This window comes from Nonomuraea turkmeniaca (genome assembly GCF_005889735.1).
Lineage (GTDB): Bacteria > Actinomycetota > Actinomycetes > Streptosporangiales > Streptosporangiaceae > Nonomuraea > Nonomuraea turkmeniaca.
This window is the reverse complement of record NZ_VCKY01000056.1, coordinates 1-19149: the sequence shown is the minus strand read 5'-3', so window position 1 is coordinate 19149 and position 19149 is coordinate 1. Positions and strand designations below refer to the sequence as shown.

Genomic DNA, 19149 nt, shown 5'->3' with positions numbered 1-19149 from the left:
GCGCTTCCCCGACGACCGCGTCTGACCGTTCTCACCAATGGGAACCCCGAGCAGCAGCGTGCCAAGCTACGTGAACGCAGCCGCCCTCGCCGGGCTCACCGGCATCTGGCTGGACCGCGGCATCTACTTCGTCACCGGTGGACCATCGCCGACACCAGACAAGACGGTGCTCCGCATCGAACGGCTCACCGACCTCCCCGACCACCTGCCACGCACGAACGCCTGACCGATTTCACGGGCGAGAAGCGGATCTGGCCCTACCTCGCTGCCGACAACGGCCGCCGCTCGCCGCAGGCCAACGTCAGGACAGCGCAGGCCAGACGGCGATGGCCTCGTTGCACGGGAAGATGCCCGACCACGCCGCTGAGGAGCCGTTGTACGACCCGCAGGTGAAGAAGCTCCGCGTCAGCGCTTGCCGAGGACGCAGAACTCGTTGCCCTCCAGGTCGGCCAGGACCGTCCACGGCACATCGCCCTGGCCGACGTCGCTGTTGGTGGCGCCCAGTGCCCGCAGCCGGGTCACCTCCGCCTCCTTGTCGTCAATGGGGTACGGCAGCAGGTCGAGATGGACGCGGCTCCGCATGGTCTGCACGCCGGGGGAGCGAAGGAACTCCAGATACGGCCCGACGCCCTCGGCGGAGCGCAGCATCGCGTGATCGTCGCTCACTTCGTGCAGGGTCCAGTCAATCGCCTGGTCCCAGAACCGGGCCATGGCTCGCGGGTCCGCGCAGTCGACCACCACGGCGGCGATGGGCCCGGTGTCCCGGTAGATCTCCCGAGGCTCCAGCACGCAGAACTCGTTGCCCTCCGGGTCGGCCAGGACCGTCCACGGGACGTCGCCCTGGCCCACATCGGCGGGTGTCGCGCCGAGCTCTTTCAGGCGCGCGACCAACTCGGCCTGATGGGCCGCCGAGGTGGTGGCGAGTTCGAGGTGCACGCGGTACTTCACCGTTTCGGGGTCCGGGACGGTGACGAAATCGATGTAGAAGCCGGCGGGGTCCGGCCAGTCCAAGCCCTCGGGTTCGAGGTTGGTCACGCCGGGTCCCTCGCTGGACATACCCCAACCGAGCGCGTCCGCCCAGAACCGGCCGAGCGTCGAGTCATCCCGAGCCTTAAAGTTCACCTGAACAGGTCGCAGTGCCATGCCGCCCATCGTAGGCCCAGGTAGATGAGGGACCGCGCCTCACCGCGCTCGCCGGGAATCGGGCTGCAGCCATGCTCACGCCCGAGGACTACGCCGCGGCGATGGACCAGCGCGGCCGCCGTGGCCTGGAACGGGCACCTGTCCGCGCTGACCTCGTCACCGCCTGGGCCGGGCGGCGGGAGATCCTCGCCACCAACCCGGAAGGCCGATGGGAGCGGCGTAAGCCCGCCCGCCGCGGCGACTGCTCGATCCCGCGCTCCCGCCTGGACAAGCTGTTCACCGACAACCAGCGCGGTCTGCGCGAACGCGTTCTGTGGCGGATGCTGTACGAGACCGCCGCCCGCGCCGAAGAGATCCTTTCCCTCAACATCGAGGACCTGTAGCTGGAATTCCGGTACGGCCGCGTCACCTCCGAGGGCGGCGCCAACGAGTGCGTGCACTGGGCCACCGGCACCGCCCCATCCTGCCCTGCCTGCATCCCCCGTAGGTTCGTGAATTCTGGAGGGTCGTTGAGCGAGAACTGAAGGGTGCTGAAGGGTGAGGGCCGACGGAAAGCTAATTCGGACGCGCTCGTTGATGATCGATCGGCTGCGGTTCGACGACTGTCATCGTTCCATGCTCGCAGGCAGGCCCGGTGGAGAACCACGAGGGCGTTCGGGCCCCTGCTGGCAGCAGCGTTGCTCCCTTTTGTCCATAATCGCGGGGTCGAATGACCCCTCCCGGGAGCGGGCCGGGCCGGCCGGTCAGGCGTTGAAGATGGCCTCGGATCGGTCGCGGTTTTCGTGCAGGTCCCAGTACAGGGGGGCGATCTGCTCGGGCGTGGCCGTCGGGCTGCCGTCCGGGCCGCCCCCGCCGATCCAGACGTTGATCGCCACGTGCGCGGCGTGCACGCCGCTGCCCGCCAGCTCCTTGTTGAGGTTGATCACCCAGTTGCGCAGAGCTGCTTGGGCCGGATTGACGTTGCCGAACATCGGCACCGGGTCCACAGAACCGCCGCCCGCGGTGAACAGCAGGGTTCCGGCGTCCGCCTCGCGCATCGCGGGCAGCACCGCCTGGGCCGCCGTGATGGCGCCGTAGAAGGCGTACTCGATCATCGGCTGCAGATTGTCCACCGTGACCTCCGAGGGAGCGGCCAGGGTGAGGCCGGGCACCGGTGAGTGCGGGGCCGGCGAGTACTCCAGTACGTCGATGCCGCCGAAGCGCGCCTTGGCCGCGTCCAGGGCATCGGTCAGTGAGGCGCGGTCGAGGATGTCGGCGGGGAACGCGGCGGCCGTGATGCCTTCGTGGCCGAGCTGGGCGACCAGCGTTTCCAGCTTCTCCTTGGTACGGGCGATCAGAGCGACGTCGAAGCCGCGGTTGCCGAAGGTGCGGGCGATGGCCAGGCCCATGCCGGGGCCGGCGCCGACGATGGCGAGAGTGGGCACGTGAGGTCTCTTTCGTGTTGTGACCGCCGGGACATGCGGAGAGCGGACGCCCGGCTGGCGGGTGGATCAGGTGTCTAGATCAGGCGTGGGCGACGTGGTCGGCGGGAACCGCGCAGCCGTCCTGGCCGCAGATCGCCGCGTCGTTGTCGGCGACGAGAACGGTCGGGTGGGTCTCGTCCCAGACCTGGCGCAGGATGCCGAGCAGGGTGTCGGTGTCCTGCGCTCCAGGAAGGGCGTATCGGCCGTCGACCACGATGTACGGCGTGCCGGTGGCCCCCAGACGCTGCGCCGTCTCCATGTCGTCCTGGACCTGCCGCCCGAAGCGGCCCTCGGTGAGCACGCGCCGGGTCTTCTCGCGCTCCAGGCCGATCTCGTCGGCCAGGCCGAGGAGATCGTCGAGGTCGAAGACGGGCCGAGCCTGGCCGAAGTAGGCCCGGAAGATCGCGTTCCACGCGACGCGGTTCTTGCCCTCCGCCGAGGCGTGGGCGAGGAACTCGTGGGCAAGCCGGGTGTTGCCGACCTGATGGTCCAGCACCCGGTAGGGGCTCAGGCCCTCCTGCTCGGCCATCGCCTCGATCTGGCGGGTCGACGCCTCCAGGCGGGCGCCGGCCAGGCCGTACCTCCGCAACAGGACCTCGCGGACGCTGATCGTGCTGCCGACGGTGAAACCGTCGCTCAGCGGGAACGAGCGGTGGATCACTTCCACCTCGGCGCCGTGCTCGAACCGCTCCACGGCGCGGTCCAGGCGGTGGCTGCCCAGGCCGCACCAGGGGCAGGCGATCTCGGACCATATCTCGACTCTCATGGCGCACCTCGAATTCCTACTTTTTGTGCGTAGCGCCATGATGGACCAGTATGGAAGGCCGTACAAAAGGCACATCGATGTGCGTGCCGGAAGGGAATGTGCGCCATGGACGTCGCAGCCCGGTCAGGTGCCGCAGCAGACCGAGGACCGTGCGCCGGCATCCCCGCCGAGCAGATGGACTTCATCCGCCAGGTATTGGACCGCGTCGGGGATAAGTGGAGCCTGCTGGTGATCGCCGCACTTGAGGCCGGCCCGCTGCGCTACACCGACCTGCAGCGCGACGTCCCCGGCATCTCACAGCGGATGCTCACCCTTACCGTGCGCCAGCTCCAGCAGGACGGCTTGGTGACCCGGACCGCCTACGCGGAGGTGCCGCCGCGTGTGGAGTACGCCCTCACCCCCCTGGGCCACAGCCTCCACCACATCGTCACGTCCCTGATCACCTGGGTCGCCGACCACCACGACCAGATCCGCGAACACCGGGCCCACACCGCCACCAGGCCCTGATGCCCGACCCGTTTCGGATGCCTTCGGTGTCATGGGGCACATCCTCCTGATGGTGGGCTCAGCTGCCTGGTGGTGCTGCCGTTCGGCAGAGGTGATGCGAGTGGCGTACACCCGGTAGGCCTTGCGCGGCCGGGTCGGTGCCGTCGACGAGGGCAACGCTTTGCTCCAGCGCTGCGCGGTGGAGCAAAGCGGGGCCGCGAGGCGCACCGAGTGGCCCTGGCCGCGAGGGATGTCCTCGGAAGCGGCGGGATGTAGGCGCTCATCGCGGAGGAGTCGCGCGGCGCGCCGCGTCCGCTCCATCCGCGCCCGACCCCCGCCGCCCGAAAGGCGCTCCAATATCTGCGGGACAAGCACGCGGAGGAACGCCGCGCCGCGGATCACCTCTACGGCGCCATCGGGGTGGCGGCCGCGGCATCCTATGCCGGGGCGGGCTGCTGGTCGACGCCATGGGCGCGCCGTACACGCTGATGGTCGCGGGAACGGGTGGTCTGGCGTCCACATTGCTGGTGGCCGTCATCTTGCCGTGGGCCGTAGGTGCCCATATTCGCCTCCCGCATTCGCCTCCCGCCCAAGCCGGCGCTGGAACGCTCGCAGGCCGAGGAGTGATCCGGCGCCCGGGGGCGGGTCGCGACCGCGATCACCGGCCTGTACGCATGCCCGCATATAGCTAGTCCAGGTCTAACTATAGACTTGGACTAACTTTTGTCTTAGTCTAGGTATGGGAGGCATGATGTCACTGCGCGAGATGAAGAAGGAGCAGACCAGGCAGCTCATCGCCGACACGGCGTGGCGCCTGTTCGCCGAGCAGGGCTTCGACGACGTCACCGTCGCCGAGGTCGCCCGTGAGGCACAGGTCGCCAAGGCGACCGTCTTCAACTACTTCCCGACCAAGGAGGATCTGTTCTACGCGCCGTTCGACGCCTTCGGCACACGGTTGATCGAGGCGATCGCCGGGCGGCCTGCCGGAGAGTCTGTGCTCATGGCCTTCCAACGCTTTCTGCTCAACGCCAACGGCCTGCTCGACCAGGTGGAAGCCGGAGACGAGGCCGCTCTGCAGGCGGCACGGACGGTCGCCCGTGTGATCGCCGGCAGCGCCGCGCTGCAGGCGCGCGAGCAGCAGGCGATGAAACAGCACACCGACTCCCTGGCGCGGCTCCTGGCGACGGAGACCGGGGCGGCGGAAGACGATCCCGGTCCTCAGGTGGCGGCGAACGCGCTGATGGGAGTGCACCGCACCCTGACCGAGCACGCGCGCCGCCGCATCGCCGAGGACCGGACCGCCCGGCTCGGCACCGACATCCGGACCCTTTGTGTGCGGTCCTGCGCCCTCCTGGAACGCGGCCTGGCCGACTATGCCCCGGCCCTGCCCCAGAGCTGAACGTTCGGCGCCGCACACGAACAAGCACCCCTTACCTGTCCCTGGAAATGGAGACGCCACCATGAATCCGCGCGCCTTACCGAGGTTCCTGGCAGCAACGACCACGGCTTTGCTCATCGCGGTATTGGGCACACCCATCCCTGCCGTCGCCGCGCCCGGTCCGGTGATCGAACCGGTACGTGAGTGCGGCGACGAATTGGAGCAGCGTTTCGACCTGCCCGGCGCGACGACCCATGTCACGAGCGCCGAGGAGGTCCAGGCGAACGACCAGAGCGAGCCGGCCTACTGCGACGTGCACGGCTACGTCGAACCCGCGGTGACCTTCCAGCTCAGGCTACCGTTGCAGACGTTCACGGGCCGTTACGTGCAGCATGGCTGCGGCGGATTCTGCGGGCGGATCTCGAAGCTGCCGTTTCCCGACTGCGGAGGCGATCTCGGCGGGGACGTCGCCATCGGAGCCACTAACGACGGTCATGTGTCGCAAGGGCTGGAGGAACAGTGGGCGGCGAACAACCAGGCGGCGCGGAACGACTACTTCTATCGGGCGCCGCATGTGCTGTCGGTGGCGGCCAAGCGGATCATCACCGAGTTCTACGGGACACCGCCGAAGCGGTCCTACTTCAGCAGCTGCTCCAACGGCGGGCGGGAGGGACTGCTACTGGCCCAGCGCTATCCTCACGACTTCGACGGCATCATCGCCGGCGCACCGGCCCACGCCATGGGCCCGCTGTTCGGCGTCTACGCGCCCTGGCTGGCCCGGACGAACACCGCTGCCAACGGTGAGCCGATCATCACAAGCGACAAGCTGCCCGCGTTGCACAAGGCCGTGGTGGCGGCCTGCGATCGGCGTGATGGACTGGCCGATGGACAGATCGATGATCCACGCGACTGCCGGTTCGACCCGGTGCAGGTACAGTGCCCGGCCGGCACCGATCAGCCGCACTGCCTGACGCCGCGTCAGGTCGCGGTCGCCCGCGCCTTGTACGCAGGGCCGAAGGACCCGAACGGGCGCCGGCTGTACCCCGGCTGGCAAACCCACGGCTCCGAACTCGGCTGGGACGGGATCATCACGCCCTCTGCCGGACTGGGCGGTAACTCGTTCGCCGCATGGCTGGGGGACAACTACCTCAAGTATGTCGGATTCCCGATCGGCACCCCGCACTCCTCGCTGGCCGAAGCCTCCTTCACCGCGGCCGAGTTCCACCGGCTGACCGCCGAAGGCGTCAAGGGCAACGCCATGAGTCTCGATCTCGGCGCGTTCCGCCGGGCCGGAGGCAAGCTCATCTTGTGGCACGGCTGGGCCGATCCTCAGCTGCCGGCCACCGCGACGGTGGACTACTACCAACGGCTGTCCGAACGCAACGGCGGCCTGCGGGAGACCCAGCGGTGGGCGCGGTTGTTCATGGTGCCCACGATGTCGCACTGCGGCGGCGGCTACCGGCTGAGCGAGTTCGACCCGCTCCGTGAGCTTGTCGCATGGGTCGAACGGGGCGCGGCGCCCGACCGGGTCATCGCCGTGGGCAGGGACGCGCAGGGCGCGGTCTCCCGGTCACGACCGGTCTTCCCCCATCCGCTGGTGGCCACCTACGACGGCACCGGCAGCATCGACCACGCGGCCAACTTCGTCCCCACACCACCGCGGCGTCCGTCATCGGACACCATCCGCTGGATCGGCAGCCACCTCCACGAGCTGCCCGGACCCGTAGCGCCCTAGCCTGGGCCTCTCCGTCTTGGTGGCCCGGTGCAATCTCCCTGCCGGCGGCACTTCCCTTCGGAGGCAGCCCAGCTGAAGTCCATCTCCCTTGCGTCGCCCTCCCGGACCCCACAAGATGAGGGCCGCAATCGCTGGACCACCCGCTGGCGGGGGAGGGCGAAGCCGCTCGGCCCTACGTATGCGGCTCGATGAGTTCCACCTCAGTGTTGGTCCCTGCCACGGGACCGTTGCCACATGCTCGACTATCACGGCAGCCCGTGGCGGGACACGCATATCTCAAGATCGCAGAGTCACACCGCGATCGCACTACGCACAGCGCCTCTAAAGCCGTTCTAAAGCCCGGAAGAAAGAGACCATGTCAGTCTCCGACGGAAGCACCGGAACCGAACCAAGAAGAGCGAGCGGGTTACAGCTACTACGCGACAGCACTGGATTCCGCTCACTGTGGTCGGCACGAGTCATCTCGGTGGGCGGTGACGCGCTCAGCCTTGTCGCGCTGATGCTCCACGTCGCCGACACCACGGGGCAAGCGATCGCGGTCTCACTGCTGCTGCTCGTCGGCGATTTCGTTCCCTCACTTCTCAGCCCGATCGCCGGCGCGATCAGCGACCGTTTCGATCTCAAGCGGGTGATGATCGCATGTGAGCTGGCGCAGGGGATGGCGCTCCTGCTCATCGCTCTCTCGTTGCCGCCGCTCCCTCTGCTGCTGGTGCTGGTCGGGCTGCGCGCGATTGCGGGACAGGTGTTTCTGCCGGCCTCACGCGCGGCGATACCGGGACTGGTACGAGACAAGGACCTGGAGACCGCCAACGCCACGCTGGGCTTCGGCACCAACTCGGCCGAGGCTCTCGGGCCGCTGGCCGCGGCCGCACTATTTCCCTTCGTCGGAATACGGGGCGTGCTCCTGGTCGACGCCGCCTCCTTCCTGCTTGCGGGCGCGGTACTGCTCAGGCTGCGGTCGCTTCCCCCAGCGCCCTCCCCGGAAGGAACGAAAGCCTCGCTCCTGGCTGATGCGAAGTGCGGGCTCGGCTACATCAGGTCAGCCAAGGTGGTCCAGGTCATCGCCCTGGGCTTCTGCGCCATCGTGGCCTTCAACGGAGTGGACGACGTCGCCTTGGTGCTCCTGGCCACCGAATCATTCGCGGCCGGCGAGTCGGCAGTCGGCCTCCTTCTGGGCGCCGTCGGCATCGGTCTGCTCCTCGGGTACGCGCTGACGGCCCGTTACAGCGCTCGAATGTCGCTGGTGACCCTGCTGGTCGCCGGCTTCGCGGTGAACAGCGCCGGCAACCTCCTCACCGGGCTGGCCTGGGCCGTCGCCGCCGCGTTCACGACCCAGTTCATCCGCGGATTCGGTATCGCGGCGATGGACGTGGCCACCAACACCATGCTGCAGCGCCTGGTCCCTCAAGGAATGCTCGGCAGAGTCTTCGGTAACCTCTATGGAGCAATCGGAGTAGCCGCCGCGCTGTCATATATAGCGGGCGGGTTCCTGCTGGACGCCACCTCAGCACCGACAACGCTTCTCATCGCGGGTGGCGGTGGCCTGCTGACCACCACGCTTGTCGCATTGACGCTGCCAGGAGTGCTGCGCAAGCACACTGCCGGCCAGGACAAGGACGCCACCGAAACACAGGGCGGCACGCAGTGACGATCTGCCGGACCCCGATCGGTGAGCGCCACCTCGCCCCTGTGCGGTGTCGGAACCTCGAAGCCACGAGCGAGCTGCGTGAGGTGACACAGGGCGTGGATGAGGTCGCCCAGGAGAACGCGGCTGCTCTGGTCCGCGCCGTCCGTCATCTGGCTCACCTGGGCTACGACCAGTACGCCGATCTCGGATGCGGGAGGCCGATGCAAGGCATGGACGCGCTCAACCTGCCGGATCTGGCCGATCTCGCCGAGGAGATCCAGTCCGGCTGCCAGTGGCTCGCGCTGGACTGCGATGAGCTCGACCTGGCCAAGCCGCTCGTGGTCTTCCTGGGCGCGGTGCTGCACTTCGTCGTACCTCACGGCCGGATGCTCAGCCGGTTCTGATGCGGGTAGGCGCCAGTCTATTCGATCGACAGCGGCAACCGGCCCAGCTCGCGCACCAGCTCGACTGGCCCGCCCAAACCCTCAGACTCGCCGACGCCCGCGCGCCGGACGGCCCTGATCACACGTCCGGCACAGCTCGCCAGGCCGCGCCCCCACCGGCGCAGGTCCACGACATGAGCACCGTCTGCCCGCAGCGGGACAGGGCGGCACCCCCCGAGCGCTACGACTGCGAGCGCGGTCGGCGGCTGATGACGGCGGCGGCCAACGCCGTGGTGCAGGGGGGTCGACGCCAAGCCCGCGGCCGAGGTGATGATGGCCGACGCTCACGGCCCCTACCGCAACATCTTGCCCGAGCACCTGGACCGGCGGACCCGGCTGGTCCGCGGCAAGCCCTGCGAGCTGGTTATGATCGCGGACGGTGGCCAAGATTGGGCAGGCATGGGTGATGGTGTCCGGTTGCTGCCGTTCCTGCGCGCAGATATGGGCTGGGTTGCGCAGAGCCAGCTGGTGACCTTGCGAACCGTTGGTGGAGCCGGCTGTCCGGGTACGGCCGCGCCGCGCCGTGTCCGTCCACCCAGTAGCCGGCGGCGCCGGACCGTGAGGCCCGGCGCCGCCGCGGGTGGCCAGGTCAGTCGCGCGTGGAGCCGCCCGTGGCCGATGTGTTCAGCTGCGCGCTCGTCCGGCCGGTGAGCTCCTCGAGGGAGACGTTGTGCCGCGACCCGTCCTGGAGGATTGCCGTGACGCTCTTGACGCCGCCACGAGGTGAGGCGTTCTCGCGCTCCTCCGTCGTCGGCGCGTCCGGCCACCAGGCCGCGAAGTAGCCGCCGGTGACGGTCGCGGTCACGCTGCCTTTCGCCTCCGTGGAGAGCTCCAGACCCAACACGCCGGCACCGACCCGGCCGGTCACGATACGCACGCTCTCCTCACTCGTGCTCATGACCGCGCCGAGGGCGGCCCGCGCCGACCCCGCCGGAACCGGCGGAAGCGGTTGTGCGTCGGGCCCCGGCGTGCTGCCCTGCGAGGCGATGAGGTCGCCATCGCGGAGCAGGCAGGTGATCTCGGCCAGGTGGCTGCTGCCGTCGTTGACGTAGACGAGCGTCCATGGCCCCCGGCCCTCGGTCACCACGGGGCGGAAGCCGAGCTCGCGCCCGGTTGTCCTCTTGGCGGTGTCCTGGGCGCTGTCGAGGCACTTCTCCTGGGCGTCGGCGGCCCGGTCACCGCTCACCATGTGCGGAGTCGCGGTCCACGCGGCCATCGCCGAGCCGCCGCCGAACACGCCGGGCAGCAGTAGCGCTGCCGCGATGCCGGCGGCCACCCCTCCGCCGACAGCGGTGACACGCCCGGCGGTGAGCAGGCGAGGGCTGCTGCTCGTCGGTGCGGGCGCCTCCATCGGGTCGGTGGCCACCACCCGGGCCAGCAGGGCCCGAGCCTTGGGGTCGGTGCTGGTGTCCAGGTCGGTGGGGGTGACGGCCGGGTCGAGGTCGCGCAGGGCGTGGTCGAGGGTGTCGTTCATCGCATGCTCCGGGAGTCCACGGTGGCGGTCGCCACGGGCTGGGTTGTAGTGGCGGGGGCCGCGTCGGCGTGGTGGCGCAGGGCACGCCGGGCCCGGGTGAGCCGAAGCCGGAACGCGACGGGGGAAATGCCGAGCACCCGCGCGGCCTGTGGGGCTGTGAGGCCGTCCCACACGGCCAAGGCGAGCGTCTCCTGGTGGCGCGGGCTGAGCCGCCGCCACGCCTGGACGAGGTCGAGCCGGCGTGCCACCAGCTCGGGGTCCAGCCCGGCCGCCGCGGCGCCGGTCAGCTGGCGGTCGGCGATGCGGACGGTGAGCGCCTGCCGCCGCTGGTCGGCCCGCAGCCCGTTGCGGAGAGTGCGGTGCGCCACGCCGAACAGCCAGGCCCGCGCCTCGTCCGCCGCCAGCGGCACGTCGTCCAGGCGCCGCCAGGCGACGAGGAACACGTCGGCAACCACGTCCTCGGCGTGGGAGGGGTGGACGCGACGCTCGACGAACCGCAGCAACGCGGCATACGTCTGCTCGTAGAGGTGGGCGAAGCGCTGGGTGCGTGGTGGCCCGGTGTCGGTGACGTTCATGCCTAGGTCATGTCCGGCAGGCCCACAGGTGTGTCGTGAACCGTCACGACGAGGCGTCGGCCACGGCTTCCTCCGTGCCCTCGCCAGTGACCTCGTGCGCCGCCCCAGCGAGCAGCGTCGACCCACATCCGGATCGCCATGACGTCCGCAGACGGCGCGCAACGCCGCGCGGCCACCACCGGCACGTCCAACCCGAGCGGCGCCGCGGTGAACTGGGTGCGGACCAGGCGGGAAGGCGTAGACACCACCGATCCGCTTCTCCCCCCGCTCTGCCGTGACGGGGCGCGCCTGGGCCTGGCGCAGGACGGTGAGTCCGGCACCGGGGAGGCGGCGTCGCGCTCGCCCGCGACGTAGGCCGGGGTCTGGCCATGTCGGATCAACAGCAAGCGCATCCCCGCAGCCTACGCGGGAGGAGCCGCCGTTCTTGGGCGCCGCCCCACTGCGGACGGACTCCGGAACCGCCATGACCAGCGAGTCGCTCTTTCCTGCTTGAGCCCCTGCTCGAGCAGGTCAGCAAGCCCATCCAGTACGTCTGGGGCGAGGTCAACCGGCGATCTCCGCTCGCGTGCCGCGCGCCGGCCCCGGCGCTGGCAACGTTGATCGTTGCCGGGTTAATCACACCGTCCTCGCTCACGCGGGCTTCACCGGCCACGAGGACACCGACGTCCTGGAAGGCCGCTGCACCTTCGGCCTGGAATGCATACTGAGCGGCCTGGCCGTCCGGCACGACCCCAGTCCATCCGGAAAAGCATAGTTTGGCGCGCCCTGCCTGCGATGAGATCCGGCGCTCCATCGGGTCTCCACTCTGGACGACCGCTACGACCAAGGAGGAGTTTATGGGCAAGGTCATCTACTGGATGAACACCTCGATCGACGGCTACATCGAGGATTCCGACGGTGGCATGGACTTTCAGGACCCGGCCGAGGACTTTCAGCAGGCGGCGAACGACCATGTTCGCGGGACCGCGGCGTTCCTGTTCGGGCGGCGGCTGTATGAGGCGATGGAAACGCCCTGGACGCAAGACCTCGGCAAGGAAGGCGCCCCGGCCGTCGCGCGGGAGTTCGCCCAGTTCTACAGGAGACGCCACGGTACGTCCTCCGACACCCTCCAGACCGTCCCCGAAGGGTCACGATCGTCCGTCGCAAGGACGCCCTATCCGTGGTGACGCGAAAGCAGGAGATCGACGGCACCCTCCAGCGGCGGCCTCGAGCCGGCCACCTCCCTGCTGGACCTTATCGACGAGTTATGGGTGTACGCGTTCCCCGTGATCGTCGGGGGCGGCAAGCCGTACCTGCCCGTGAGAGAAGAACTGCGGCTGCGTTTGGTCGAGCACCGTTCCTTGGCCTCAGGAACCATGTTCCGGCGCTACGTACGGTCCTGACTGACCAGGAGCGGGCCCCGGGTGTAGCACGAGGGGCCAGTGGCCGTACGCCCATGCGCGATCCTAGACGACGTGGCGCCCGCGTCACTGAACCCGTGACCTGCACCTCCTTGCACAGGTTTGGAGGACCATCGAGCTGAACAACGTGCACTGCGGCTGAAACTTCTTCTGACTAGGCCGAGTGCGTCCCCAGATGGGGTGCGGGAGGCACCCCGTCTCTGCGCGCTCGCGGTCGTCCGACCCTGATTTTTGATCTTCCGCTGATATGCAAGCACTTGCGGGCATGGCGACCTGGGATGGCGTGGCCGTGCGCCAGGGCTTCCGAACGCGCCACACGATCGGTAGTCCTCGGCCATGGTGCGGACGTACCCGGCGCCCAGGAACGCTCCGGAGATCTCCATGCCGGTGCCCACGCGGCTCGGTCGTCACCGACCCCACGCCGAACGAGTCCGGCGGTTAAAGAATTTCCGAATAAGGGTCATGACCGGAAACCGGGAAAGCATTATTCTTGGGCGCGAGAGGGCTGTTCCGGACCCGGCCGAAATCTGGAGCCACGATGCGATTCCTTGCCATCGTCCTGCTGCTGTTACCGCTGCTTCCGACCCCCGCTTACGCCGCCGAACTCCCCGGCGGCAAGGCCAACTACGTCGTCACCCTGGGCCGGCTGCGCGCCGACGTCCGGGACAACTGGGTGCGCCTGGGCACGTACCAGTTCGCGACCGACGGCACCGTCACAGCGCGCACGTACCTGTGGCGGCAGACCGCGCCTGCCGCCCGTGAGGGCACCGGCACCACACCCGACCTCGACAGCTGCTCGACCGTCAGCGGCGCGGTCGGCCACACCCGCGCCCGCCACTGCGAGGTGCTGACGGCGGGCGGGTTCAGGGGCTCCCCGCCCGAGTCGCGCACCGGGACCTTCAGCGTCGCCGGCGATGTCCTGAACATCACGTGGAACTTCGCCCAGGCCTGGTCCGAACAGTGGTACCTGCGGCCCAACGCCGACGGCACGCTCGTCCGGCTGGAAAGCAAGTACAACACCTTCGCCACCTACGCCTACGGCTACGGCAGCAACGCGGCGCTGGCCACGCGCCGGGCGATGAGCACCGTGCAAGCCTTCCCCGGGACGCTCAAGCAGGATCTCGCGTCCTGGGCGAAGGAGAACGTGACCACCTCGAACGGGCAGGTGTTCGCCCACCCGGCCTTTCGCACGTGCCCCACGACGACATGGTGCCTGACCTACGCCCAGCCGTCGTCAGCGGGAGCGTGCCAGGCGAGCGGCGGCTGCCCCAACTACGGCGGTGGCACGGCCACCAACGACAGCTCGATCCAGTACTACTTGGTCAAGGTCTCCAGCTACGACCGGCGCGACACCCTCTGGCACTGGTGCACCTGCCTGGCCAGGGAGCGCGGCGAGTTCTGCTACACCGGCAACTCCCACGTCAAGCCGCTGCTGCAGATCATCGACGACAACGGCGGCTTCCACGGCTGGGTGGGCGCCGAGGCGTCCTTCTACCCTTCCGGCAGCGATCCGCGCTACTCCGACATGCTCGGCGTCTTCCGCATCACCGACACCCGGTAGCCGCACGTCGAGAGCAGGATCAGGTCACCGTTCCCGGCTGGGCCGACAGGAGGGTCTGGACCCAGCCGCCGGTATCGATGGCGTCCAGAAGGTGTCAGGTCCTGCCGGGTCGAATCGCGCAACTCATGCCGCCGGTAGGGACTGCCGTCGATGCGATATGAGATCAACAGACCGCTGCTGGTGGTGCTCAGGTGGTGCCCGGCGGCTGCGGCACCAGGCTGACCGGCAGGTCGCCGGAGCCGATGGCCTCGACGAAGGTGTTGCGCCGCTCGATCTCCTCCTCCATCCGGTCCAGCCACGGCAGCAAGAGGGCGGCCCGGATCTCGGTGAGGCGGAGCATCAGGCCGTCCTCCTCCGCTGTCATCGCCTTGCTGGACTGGAAGCTGTAGACGCGGGCGCCCGATCGGGCGCCCGCGTTACGTCACGCCATGCGCGTGGACGTCGAGGGTCCGCTGCCACGTGCCGCAGACCAGCTCATGGGCGGCTACATGTCCTCATCAGGCGGTGGTCAGTACCAGCGGGACCGGTACAGATGCTGCCCGCTGATCCAGTACTTGTCGCCGTCGGGGTGGGAGACGAGCTGTGCGCCCGCGGTACCCGGCGGGGCGGAGTCCGTGAAGGCCTGAGGGTCGAGTCGGTGGAAGCGGCCTCGCGCCGTCACGTACAACTGCCCGTCGCTGGCGTCGAAGCGGACCTTCGCCGCCAGCGGGTTCCATTCGCTGACGCTCGACCAGTCGAACGGGGCGACTTCGTGGGTCCGCACCGTTTCCCGCGTCGCCGGGTCGAGTTCGAAGAGCTTGCCGGCGGTGATGCCCCACAGATGCCCCTCGGCGTCCACGGTGAGCCCGCTGATGGCCCGCTCGCCGGGAAGCGGCTCCGCCTCCCACAGTTTGGTGCCGGAGGCGACGTCGAAGGCGAAGACCTTGGCCGTGGTCTGGGTGGGAGTCGAGCCGTTGCCGCCGTAGACCATGGTGCCCCCGTACAGGACACCGCCCGCGTATGTGAGCGCGGTGATGCTCTGATCGGTCACCAGGCCGGGGTAGCGGTGGAGGCTGTCGTCGGCGGGATCGTACAGCGCGAGGTCGCCGCCGAGCTTGCCGTAGTCGGGCTGCGTGCCCACCGCAAGGTAGCGGCCGGCGGACTCCATCGCCCACGGCCGGCTCTGCGCGTGGTCGCGCAGGGAGAACACCGGACGCGGATTCGACGTACTCCAGGGCGCCGCCGGGTCGTAGGCGAAGATGTCCGCGCCCGTGTAGGTGCCGAGGTAGAGCTTGCCGGCGTGGGTGACCATGCCCTCGGCCTGCTTCGGGAATCCGCGGAACCACCAGGCGCCGGTCGCCGGATCGTACGAGGAGAGCCCGCCGGAGAAGTATCCGCCCTGGTAGACCTTGCCGTCCGGCCCGACGGCCATCGCGCGGGGCGTCACGGGAGTGCCCGCGAGGCCTTCGACATAATCCAGGGAGCCCGTGTCGGTGGCGGGGTCGTACTGCCACATCCGCCCGTCGCTGAGCGCCCCGACCACCAGAGTACGGCCGGAGCCTGGATCGAGGACCCGTTCCACACCGCGGCTGCCACCGGTCGCGAAGCCGGTCGGCGTGAGTGTGTCCTTGCGGACGTCGTAGCGCGACAGCCGATCGCCGCTGACCAGGTAGACCTCGCCCTTGGCGTCCTGGCTGGAGACCGACTGGCCGCTGTAGGCACCGAGCGACCCGGTCCAGCGGCCGCGCAGCGTGTCGTAGACGTAGCCGCCACCGGGCGACCACCTGACGTAGACGTAGCGGTGGTCAGCGTCCATCTCGTAGGTGAAGCCCGTCCCGTCGGGCACCTTGTCGGGGACGGCGATCTGCCATTTCTTTCCGGTTGCGAGATTGACCGCCCACATCTCCTTCTTGACCGACCCCGTACCGATGTATGCGGTGTTCCCGACGACGGCGGTGGACCGCACGTAGGTGTTGTGGTCGCCGAAGGTCCCGTAGTCACGCCACTGCCCGGTCCGCGGGCTCCAGCAGGCCAGGTGAGCCGGCGGGAGCACGCCCGGGCGGGCGCCCTCGAACGTGCCGGTGCAGGCGACGCCATCCGGCGTGGTGTCGACCTGCCACAGGAAGCTGGTGTCGGGTGTAGGCGCTCCGAGGTTCTCGGCCTTGGCCGCGCCCCACGCCAGGCGGTAGAGCTCTCCGGCTCCGTACGTGGCCGCGTAGACCGTACCGTCACGCGCGACGTCGACGCCCCAGCCGCCTTGCGCCCGAGCCCCGAGCGGGTGCGCCTTGACCAGGCGGCGCTGGACGGGGTCGATCTCGGCCAGGTAGGCCGGTGCGCCGCTGACGACCAGCCACATCCGTGTCGAGCCGTCCGGCATCCGAGCGGTGGCGCCGCCTGCCGTCGTGGTAGCGGTCAGCGGGATCACTCCGGTGTCCCGGATCCAGGGCACGGGCTCGTCCGCCGCGACCGCCGGCTGCGAGTGGAGCGACCCGCTCACCAGGATGCCGCCCACGCTGACGGCCAGCACGCGCCGCAGGCGTAACCAATGTCTCGATGCGTTCGTCAACACTCCGCTGCCTCCTGGATATCGGGGTCGGTGATCGCTCAGAAACGTGTCAGGACGGTGTCGTTGGCGAGGAAGAGGCGGCCGTCGGGATGGACGGCCAGATACTGGGCCGGCCGGTCGAGAAGCAGCCGGCTGGTGCGCGTGGCGAGGTCGACTTCGAACAACAGGCGCCCATGAACCAGGGCGTAGATCTGGTCACCCCCGTCGCGGCGGCCGAGCTCACCGACGGTGGCGCCGACGTTCTGGGCGAGTTGCAGCCGGTGCACCACCTGCCGGGTGGTGACGTCGAAAGCGAAGAGCTGCCCGTCCGCGAGCCCCCAGAGGAGCCCGGCGGGATCCACCACGAGTGCCGGGATGGCCTGCGCCTGTGGCACCGGGGTCACCTCGAAGACCGTGCCGGTGCCGGACACCGCCCATCCGAACAGGCGGGCCTCGGTCTGGGTCGGCGTGGGCACTGAGTAGCCGCCGCGTATCGACGTCCCCCCGATGATCATCCCGCCCGCATAGGCGAGACTGACGATGGACTGGTCGGTGACGACCGGCCGATGCACGGTCGCCTCCAGGGTGGCCTTGTCCACGATGACAAGGGCGCCGCTCAGCGTCGTCGCGTCCGGCATGGTGCCGTAGGCCACATGGGCGCCCGCGTCGGTCATCGCCCGGGCGCGCACCTGGTGGTGCGCCTTCAGGTCGACGACCTTCACCGGATTGTCGGCCGTTCCCGGCGGCCCGGGGTCGTACTCGGGACTCGACCACGGCAGGGCCGGGTCATAGCGGTACAGCCGGGAGTCCGGGTAGGCGCCGATCCAGACGGTGCGGCCGATCTCGCGGATGCTCTCGATCTGCGCGAAGCGATGGAAACTCGCCTGCCCCGTGCCGGGATCGACCTCGGCGATGCCGCCGCTGAGGAACCCGCCGGCGTACACGGCCCCGCTCGGGCCGGCATGGAGAGCGGCGATCGGGACCGGCTCGCCGGGTATGTCCGTCTGGACGATCTCGCTGTGCTCGGTGATCGGATTGTGCCGGAAGAGCGCGCCACGCCACAGGAGTCCGGTGACGGTCTGGCCTGGCCAGCCGCGCAGGTCGAGATCGCACCACCCGATGCCGCGGTTGTTGGCCACCCGGCCGGGGATGGCGGGACCGACCGGAGTGAGCTCCCCGGTGCGCGGCTGGTATCGGGTGAGGCGATTGTCCTTGGTGAAGTAGACCTCGCCGCGCCGGCCCGGTGGCGTGACGTCGAGTCCGGCGACCCCGTCGATGAGGTCGGTCCATTTGCCCGCCGAGATGTCGTAGACGCCGAGTCTGCCCTGGACCGCGCTGCCGAACCGCACGAAGAGCCGGCCGGCGTAGGCGTTGAGGTCGTAGGCGGTGACCCCGACTCCGTCGCCGATCTCTTCAGGAAGAGGGAGTTCGTGCATCGCGCCGGTATCTGTGTGGATCGCGATGACGTGCGCGTCTGGCTCGGTCCCCGCGTAAATGAAGTGGCCCCAGACGGCGATGCTGCGCACGTACCGGAGCCCGGGCCGGAGTTGGCCGTAGTCCCGGGTCTGGCCGGTGCGCGGTTCGTAGCCGAAGACCCGACCGCCGGGAGAGGTGCCGCCGTAGAGGCGGCCTGCGTCGTCGACGGCCAGCCGCCAGATGTAGGTCTCCGAGGGGAGCGGCCGGCCGAGGTTCTCCGGCGTGCTGTCCGGCCCCGGTCGGCGGCGGTAGAGGAAGCCGCTGCCGTAGGCGCCGACGTAGAGGGTGCCGTCGGGAGCGGCGACGACCGCGTACGATCCCGGTGATCCTGGCAGCGGCTGGCTGAGCAGCGTCTTGCCGGTGGCGGGGTCCACCGCGTTGAGTTTGGCCGGCTCGCCAGTGGAGACCGACCAGAGCGTTCGCCCGCCTTCAGGTCCGGGGGCGACCGTGCCACCGATGAGCAGGACGTCCTTGAGCGGAGAACCGAGCGGCTCGACGGCCGCGGCCGCAGCAAAAGCGCTTCCCACGTTCGGGATCAGTGCGGCACCTGGCGCCAGGGCCGCGGCGGCTAACAGGCGACGACGGGTGAGCATAGCGAGTCCTCCCTGAACGCACCACTTCGGTCAGGACCGAATCCGGGACTTGAAACGATGGAAAGGGGTCACCACGAGCCTCGATCCCGAGGCAAGCCAGTCGTTCGATGGCATCCAGGTCACATATCGGTCTAGACCGATATGTGACCTGGAATTTAGACGATCAGTTTCCGTGCGTCAATAGTGGCTCCGGTGGCAACGAAGAGGTTTCCGACGATATGCCGCTGACCTGCTATAACGACGTGAACGCCGGAGAAGGTTGTTGATCGCTCTCGCTGTGTTCCGTTCAGTTCCATCCGGTCCAGAACTCGAGGTGGCGCGTGTCCGAGAAGACGCCCGCGCGCACCTCGGCGAGGTGCGCGGTATGCCGCGGGTATGTCGGGCCGATGTTCACGGCATGATCGCCTTGACGGCTGGACCGGCGGCTGGCGGAATAGACGTCCGCGTCTTGGAAGGAAACCCGTGCGTCTCGCTCGTCCTCTTGCTGCCGCCATGCTCGTGGTCG

General features: G+C 69.0%; 20 protein-coding genes and 1 pseudogene. 12 read left to right on the top strand and 9 right to left on the bottom strand.

The window, feature by feature from the left end; all coding sequences use genetic code 11:
* Positions 1-70: 70 nt before the first annotated feature.
* Positions 71-226: a hypothetical protein gene (locus ETD86_RS55200; RefSeq protein WP_170223140.1), complete on the top strand. Its 156-nt coding sequence runs from the start codon at positions 71-73 to the stop codon at positions 224-226.
* A 179-nt stretch (positions 227-405) separates the two neighbouring features.
* Here the strand turns inward: ETD86_RS55200 and ETD86_RS18505 are convergent, their stop codons facing one another.
* Positions 406-1143, bottom strand: a complete 738-nt coding sequence (locus ETD86_RS18505) for a VOC family protein (protein WP_138667405.1) — start codon at positions 1141-1143, stop codon at positions 406-408.
* A 71-nt stretch (positions 1144-1214) separates the two neighbouring features.
* On the opposite strand from ETD86_RS18505, the gene ETD86_RS57030 reads away from it, so the two are divergent.
* A complete protein-coding gene (locus ETD86_RS57030; RefSeq protein WP_211370137.1) occupies positions 1215-1526 on the top strand; it encodes a site-specific integrase in 312 nt (103 codons plus the stop codon).
* Positions 1527-1886: 360 nt separating this feature from the next.
* Here ETD86_RS57030 and ETD86_RS18495 read toward each other — a convergent pair whose 3' ends face one another.
* Both ETD86_RS18495 and ETD86_RS18490 read right to left on the bottom strand, forming a co-directional pair.
* On the bottom strand, positions 1887-2567 hold the full coding sequence (locus ETD86_RS18495; RefSeq protein WP_138667404.1) for an SDR family NAD(P)-dependent oxidoreductase: 681 nt from the start codon (positions 2565-2567) through the stop codon (positions 1887-1889).
* Between the two features lie 79 nt (positions 2568-2646).
* Positions 2647-3372 carry a DsbA family oxidoreductase gene (locus ETD86_RS18490; protein ID WP_138667403.1) on the bottom strand — a complete coding sequence of 242 codons (726 nt, stop codon included), beginning with the start codon at positions 3370-3372 and terminating at the stop codon, positions 2647-2649.
* 105 nt (positions 3373-3477) lie between these two features.
* Between ETD86_RS18490 and ETD86_RS18485 the strand changes: the two genes are divergently transcribed.
* From ETD86_RS18485 to ETD86_RS60095, 6 genes and pseudogenes are all read left to right on the top strand, one after another.
* Positions 3478-3879, top strand: a complete 402-nt coding sequence (locus ETD86_RS18485; RefSeq protein WP_211370136.1) for a winged helix-turn-helix transcriptional regulator — start codon at positions 3478-3480, stop codon at positions 3877-3879.
* A 727-nt stretch (positions 3880-4606) separates the two neighbouring features.
* Positions 4607-5257 carry a TetR family transcriptional regulator gene (locus tag ETD86_RS18480; RefSeq protein ID WP_211370135.1) on the top strand — a complete coding sequence of 217 codons (651 nt, stop codon included), beginning with the start codon at positions 4607-4609 and terminating at the stop codon, positions 5255-5257.
* 61 nt (positions 5258-5318) lie between these two features.
* Positions 5319-6971, top strand: coding sequence for a tannase/feruloyl esterase family alpha/beta hydrolase (locus ETD86_RS18475; RefSeq protein ID WP_138667401.1), 1653 nt, complete (start codon positions 5319-5321; stop codon positions 6969-6971).
* A gap of 355 nt (positions 6972-7326) precedes the next feature.
* Positions 7327-8619, top strand: a complete 1293-nt coding sequence (locus ETD86_RS18470) for an MFS transporter (protein WP_138667400.1) — start codon at positions 7327-7329, stop codon at positions 8617-8619.
* 95 nt (positions 8620-8714) lie between these two features.
* Positions 8715-9002, top strand: a complete 288-nt coding sequence (locus ETD86_RS18465) for a hypothetical protein (RefSeq protein ID WP_138667399.1) — start codon at positions 8715-8717, stop codon at positions 9000-9002.
* A gap of 285 nt (positions 9003-9287) precedes the next feature.
* Positions 9288-9692 (top strand): annotated as a pseudogene (locus ETD86_RS60095) (M55 family metallopeptidase); the annotation flags it as partial.
* On the opposite strand, the gene ETD86_RS18455 reads toward ETD86_RS60095, so the two are convergent.
* Together ETD86_RS18455 and ETD86_RS18450 are read right to left on the bottom strand one after the other, a co-directional pair.
* Positions 9631-10515 (bottom strand): hypothetical protein, encoded by an 885-nt coding sequence (locus ETD86_RS18455; protein WP_138667398.1) that lies wholly within the window; start codon positions 10513-10515, stop codon positions 9631-9633. The pseudogene ETD86_RS60095 and the gene ETD86_RS18455 sit on opposite strands and share 62 nt — an antisense overlap.
* Positions 10512-11090: an RNA polymerase sigma factor gene (locus ETD86_RS18450; protein WP_138667397.1), complete on the bottom strand. Its 579-nt coding sequence runs from the start codon at positions 11088-11090 to the stop codon at positions 10512-10514. The genes ETD86_RS18455 and ETD86_RS18450 overlap by 4 nt, the downstream gene beginning before the upstream one ends.
* A gap of 138 nt (positions 11091-11228) precedes the next feature.
* Here ETD86_RS18450 and ETD86_RS18445 point away from each other — a divergent pair, with 138 nt between their 5' ends.
* The 4 genes from ETD86_RS18445 to ETD86_RS18430 all read left to right on the top strand — a co-directional run bounded on the left by ETD86_RS18445 (position 11229) and on the right by ETD86_RS18430 (position 14051).
* The gene (locus ETD86_RS18445; protein WP_138667396.1) at positions 11229-11444 is read left to right on the top strand and encodes a hypothetical protein; all 216 of its coding nucleotides are present in this window, start codon (positions 11229-11231) and stop codon (positions 11442-11444) included.
* A gap of 482 nt (positions 11445-11926) precedes the next feature.
* Positions 11927-12256: a dihydrofolate reductase family protein gene (locus tag ETD86_RS18440; protein ID WP_138667395.1), complete on the top strand. Its 330-nt coding sequence runs from the start codon at positions 11927-11929 to the stop codon at positions 12254-12256.
* An 84-nt stretch (positions 12257-12340) separates the two neighbouring features.
* Positions 12341-12472 (top strand): dihydrofolate reductase family protein, encoded by a 132-nt coding sequence (locus ETD86_RS18435; RefSeq protein WP_170223139.1) that lies wholly within the window; start codon positions 12341-12343, stop codon positions 12470-12472.
* A 556-nt stretch (positions 12473-13028) separates the two neighbouring features.
* Positions 13029-14051, top strand: coding sequence for a hypothetical protein (locus ETD86_RS18430; protein ID WP_138667393.1), 1023 nt, complete (start codon positions 13029-13031; stop codon positions 14049-14051).
* Positions 14052-14238: 187 nt separating this feature from the next.
* Here ETD86_RS18430 and ETD86_RS18425 read toward each other — a convergent pair whose 3' ends face one another.
* The 4 genes from ETD86_RS18425 to ETD86_RS57025 all read right to left on the bottom strand — a co-directional run.
* Positions 14239-14415 carry a hypothetical protein gene (locus ETD86_RS18425; RefSeq protein ID WP_211370132.1) on the bottom strand — a complete coding sequence of 59 codons (177 nt, stop codon included), beginning with the start codon at positions 14413-14415 and terminating at the stop codon, positions 14239-14241.
* A gap of 144 nt (positions 14416-14559) precedes the next feature.
* Positions 14560-16599 (bottom strand): ligand-binding sensor domain-containing protein, encoded by a 2040-nt coding sequence (locus ETD86_RS18420; protein WP_138667392.1) that lies wholly within the window; start codon positions 16597-16599, stop codon positions 14560-14562.
* Positions 16600-16634: 35 nt separating this feature from the next.
* The gene (locus ETD86_RS18415) at positions 16635-18644 is read right to left on the bottom strand and encodes a ligand-binding sensor domain-containing protein (RefSeq protein ID WP_138667391.1); all 2010 of its coding nucleotides are present in this window, start codon (positions 18642-18644) and stop codon (positions 16635-16637) included.
* Positions 18645-18930: 286 nt separating this feature from the next.
* Positions 18931-19149, bottom strand: a 219-nt coding sequence (locus tag ETD86_RS57025) for a hypothetical protein (protein WP_211370131.1), incomplete at its 5' end; no start/stop codon positions are given.

Bases quoted from the DNA above. Each gene is read 5' to 3' on its own strand.
- ETD86_RS18505 (WP_138667405.1), bottom strand. From the start codon at position 1,143: ATGGCACTGCGACCTGTTCAGGTGAACTTTAAGGCTCGGGATGACTCG.
- ETD86_RS57030 (WP_211370137.1), top strand. From the start codon at position 1,215: ATGCTCACGCCCGAGGACTACGCCGCGGCGATGGACCAGCGCGGCCGC.
- ETD86_RS18490 (WP_138667403.1), bottom strand. From the start codon at position 3,372: ATGAGAGTCGAGATATGGTCCGAGATCGCCTGCCCCTGGTGCGGCCTG.
- ETD86_RS18485 (WP_211370136.1), top strand. From the start codon at position 3,478: ATGGACGTCGCAGCCCGGTCAGGTGCCGCAGCAGACCGAGGACCGTGC.
- ETD86_RS18480 (WP_211370135.1), top strand. From the start codon at position 4,607: ATGATGTCACTGCGCGAGATGAAGAAGGAGCAGACCAGGCAGCTCATC.
- ETD86_RS18475 (WP_138667401.1), top strand. From the start codon at position 5,319: ATGAATCCGCGCGCCTTACCGAGGTTCCTGGCAGCAACGACCACGGCT.
- ETD86_RS18470 (WP_138667400.1), top strand. From the start codon at position 7,327: ATGTCAGTCTCCGACGGAAGCACCGGAACCGAACCAAGAAGAGCGAGC.
- ETD86_RS18455 (WP_138667398.1), bottom strand. From the start codon at position 10,515: ATGAACGACACCCTCGACCACGCCCTGCGCGACCTCGACCCGGCCGTC.
- ETD86_RS18450 (WP_138667397.1), bottom strand. From the start codon at position 11,090: ATGAACGTCACCGACACCGGGCCACCACGCACCCAGCGCTTCGCCCAC.
- ETD86_RS18445 (WP_138667396.1), top strand. From the start codon at position 11,229: ATGACGTCCGCAGACGGCGCGCAACGCCGCGCGGCCACCACCGGCACG.
- ETD86_RS18440 (WP_138667395.1), top strand. From the start codon at position 11,927: ATGGGCAAGGTCATCTACTGGATGAACACCTCGATCGACGGCTACATC.
- ETD86_RS18430 (WP_138667393.1), top strand. From the start codon at position 13,029: ATGCGATTCCTTGCCATCGTCCTGCTGCTGTTACCGCTGCTTCCGACC.
- ETD86_RS18425 (WP_211370132.1), bottom strand. From the start codon at position 14,415: ATGACAGCGGAGGAGGACGGCCTGATGCTCCGCCTCACCGAGATCCGG.
- ETD86_RS18415 (WP_138667391.1), bottom strand. From the start codon at position 18,644: ATGCTCACCCGTCGTCGCCTGTTAGCCGCCGCGGCCCTGGCGCCAGGT.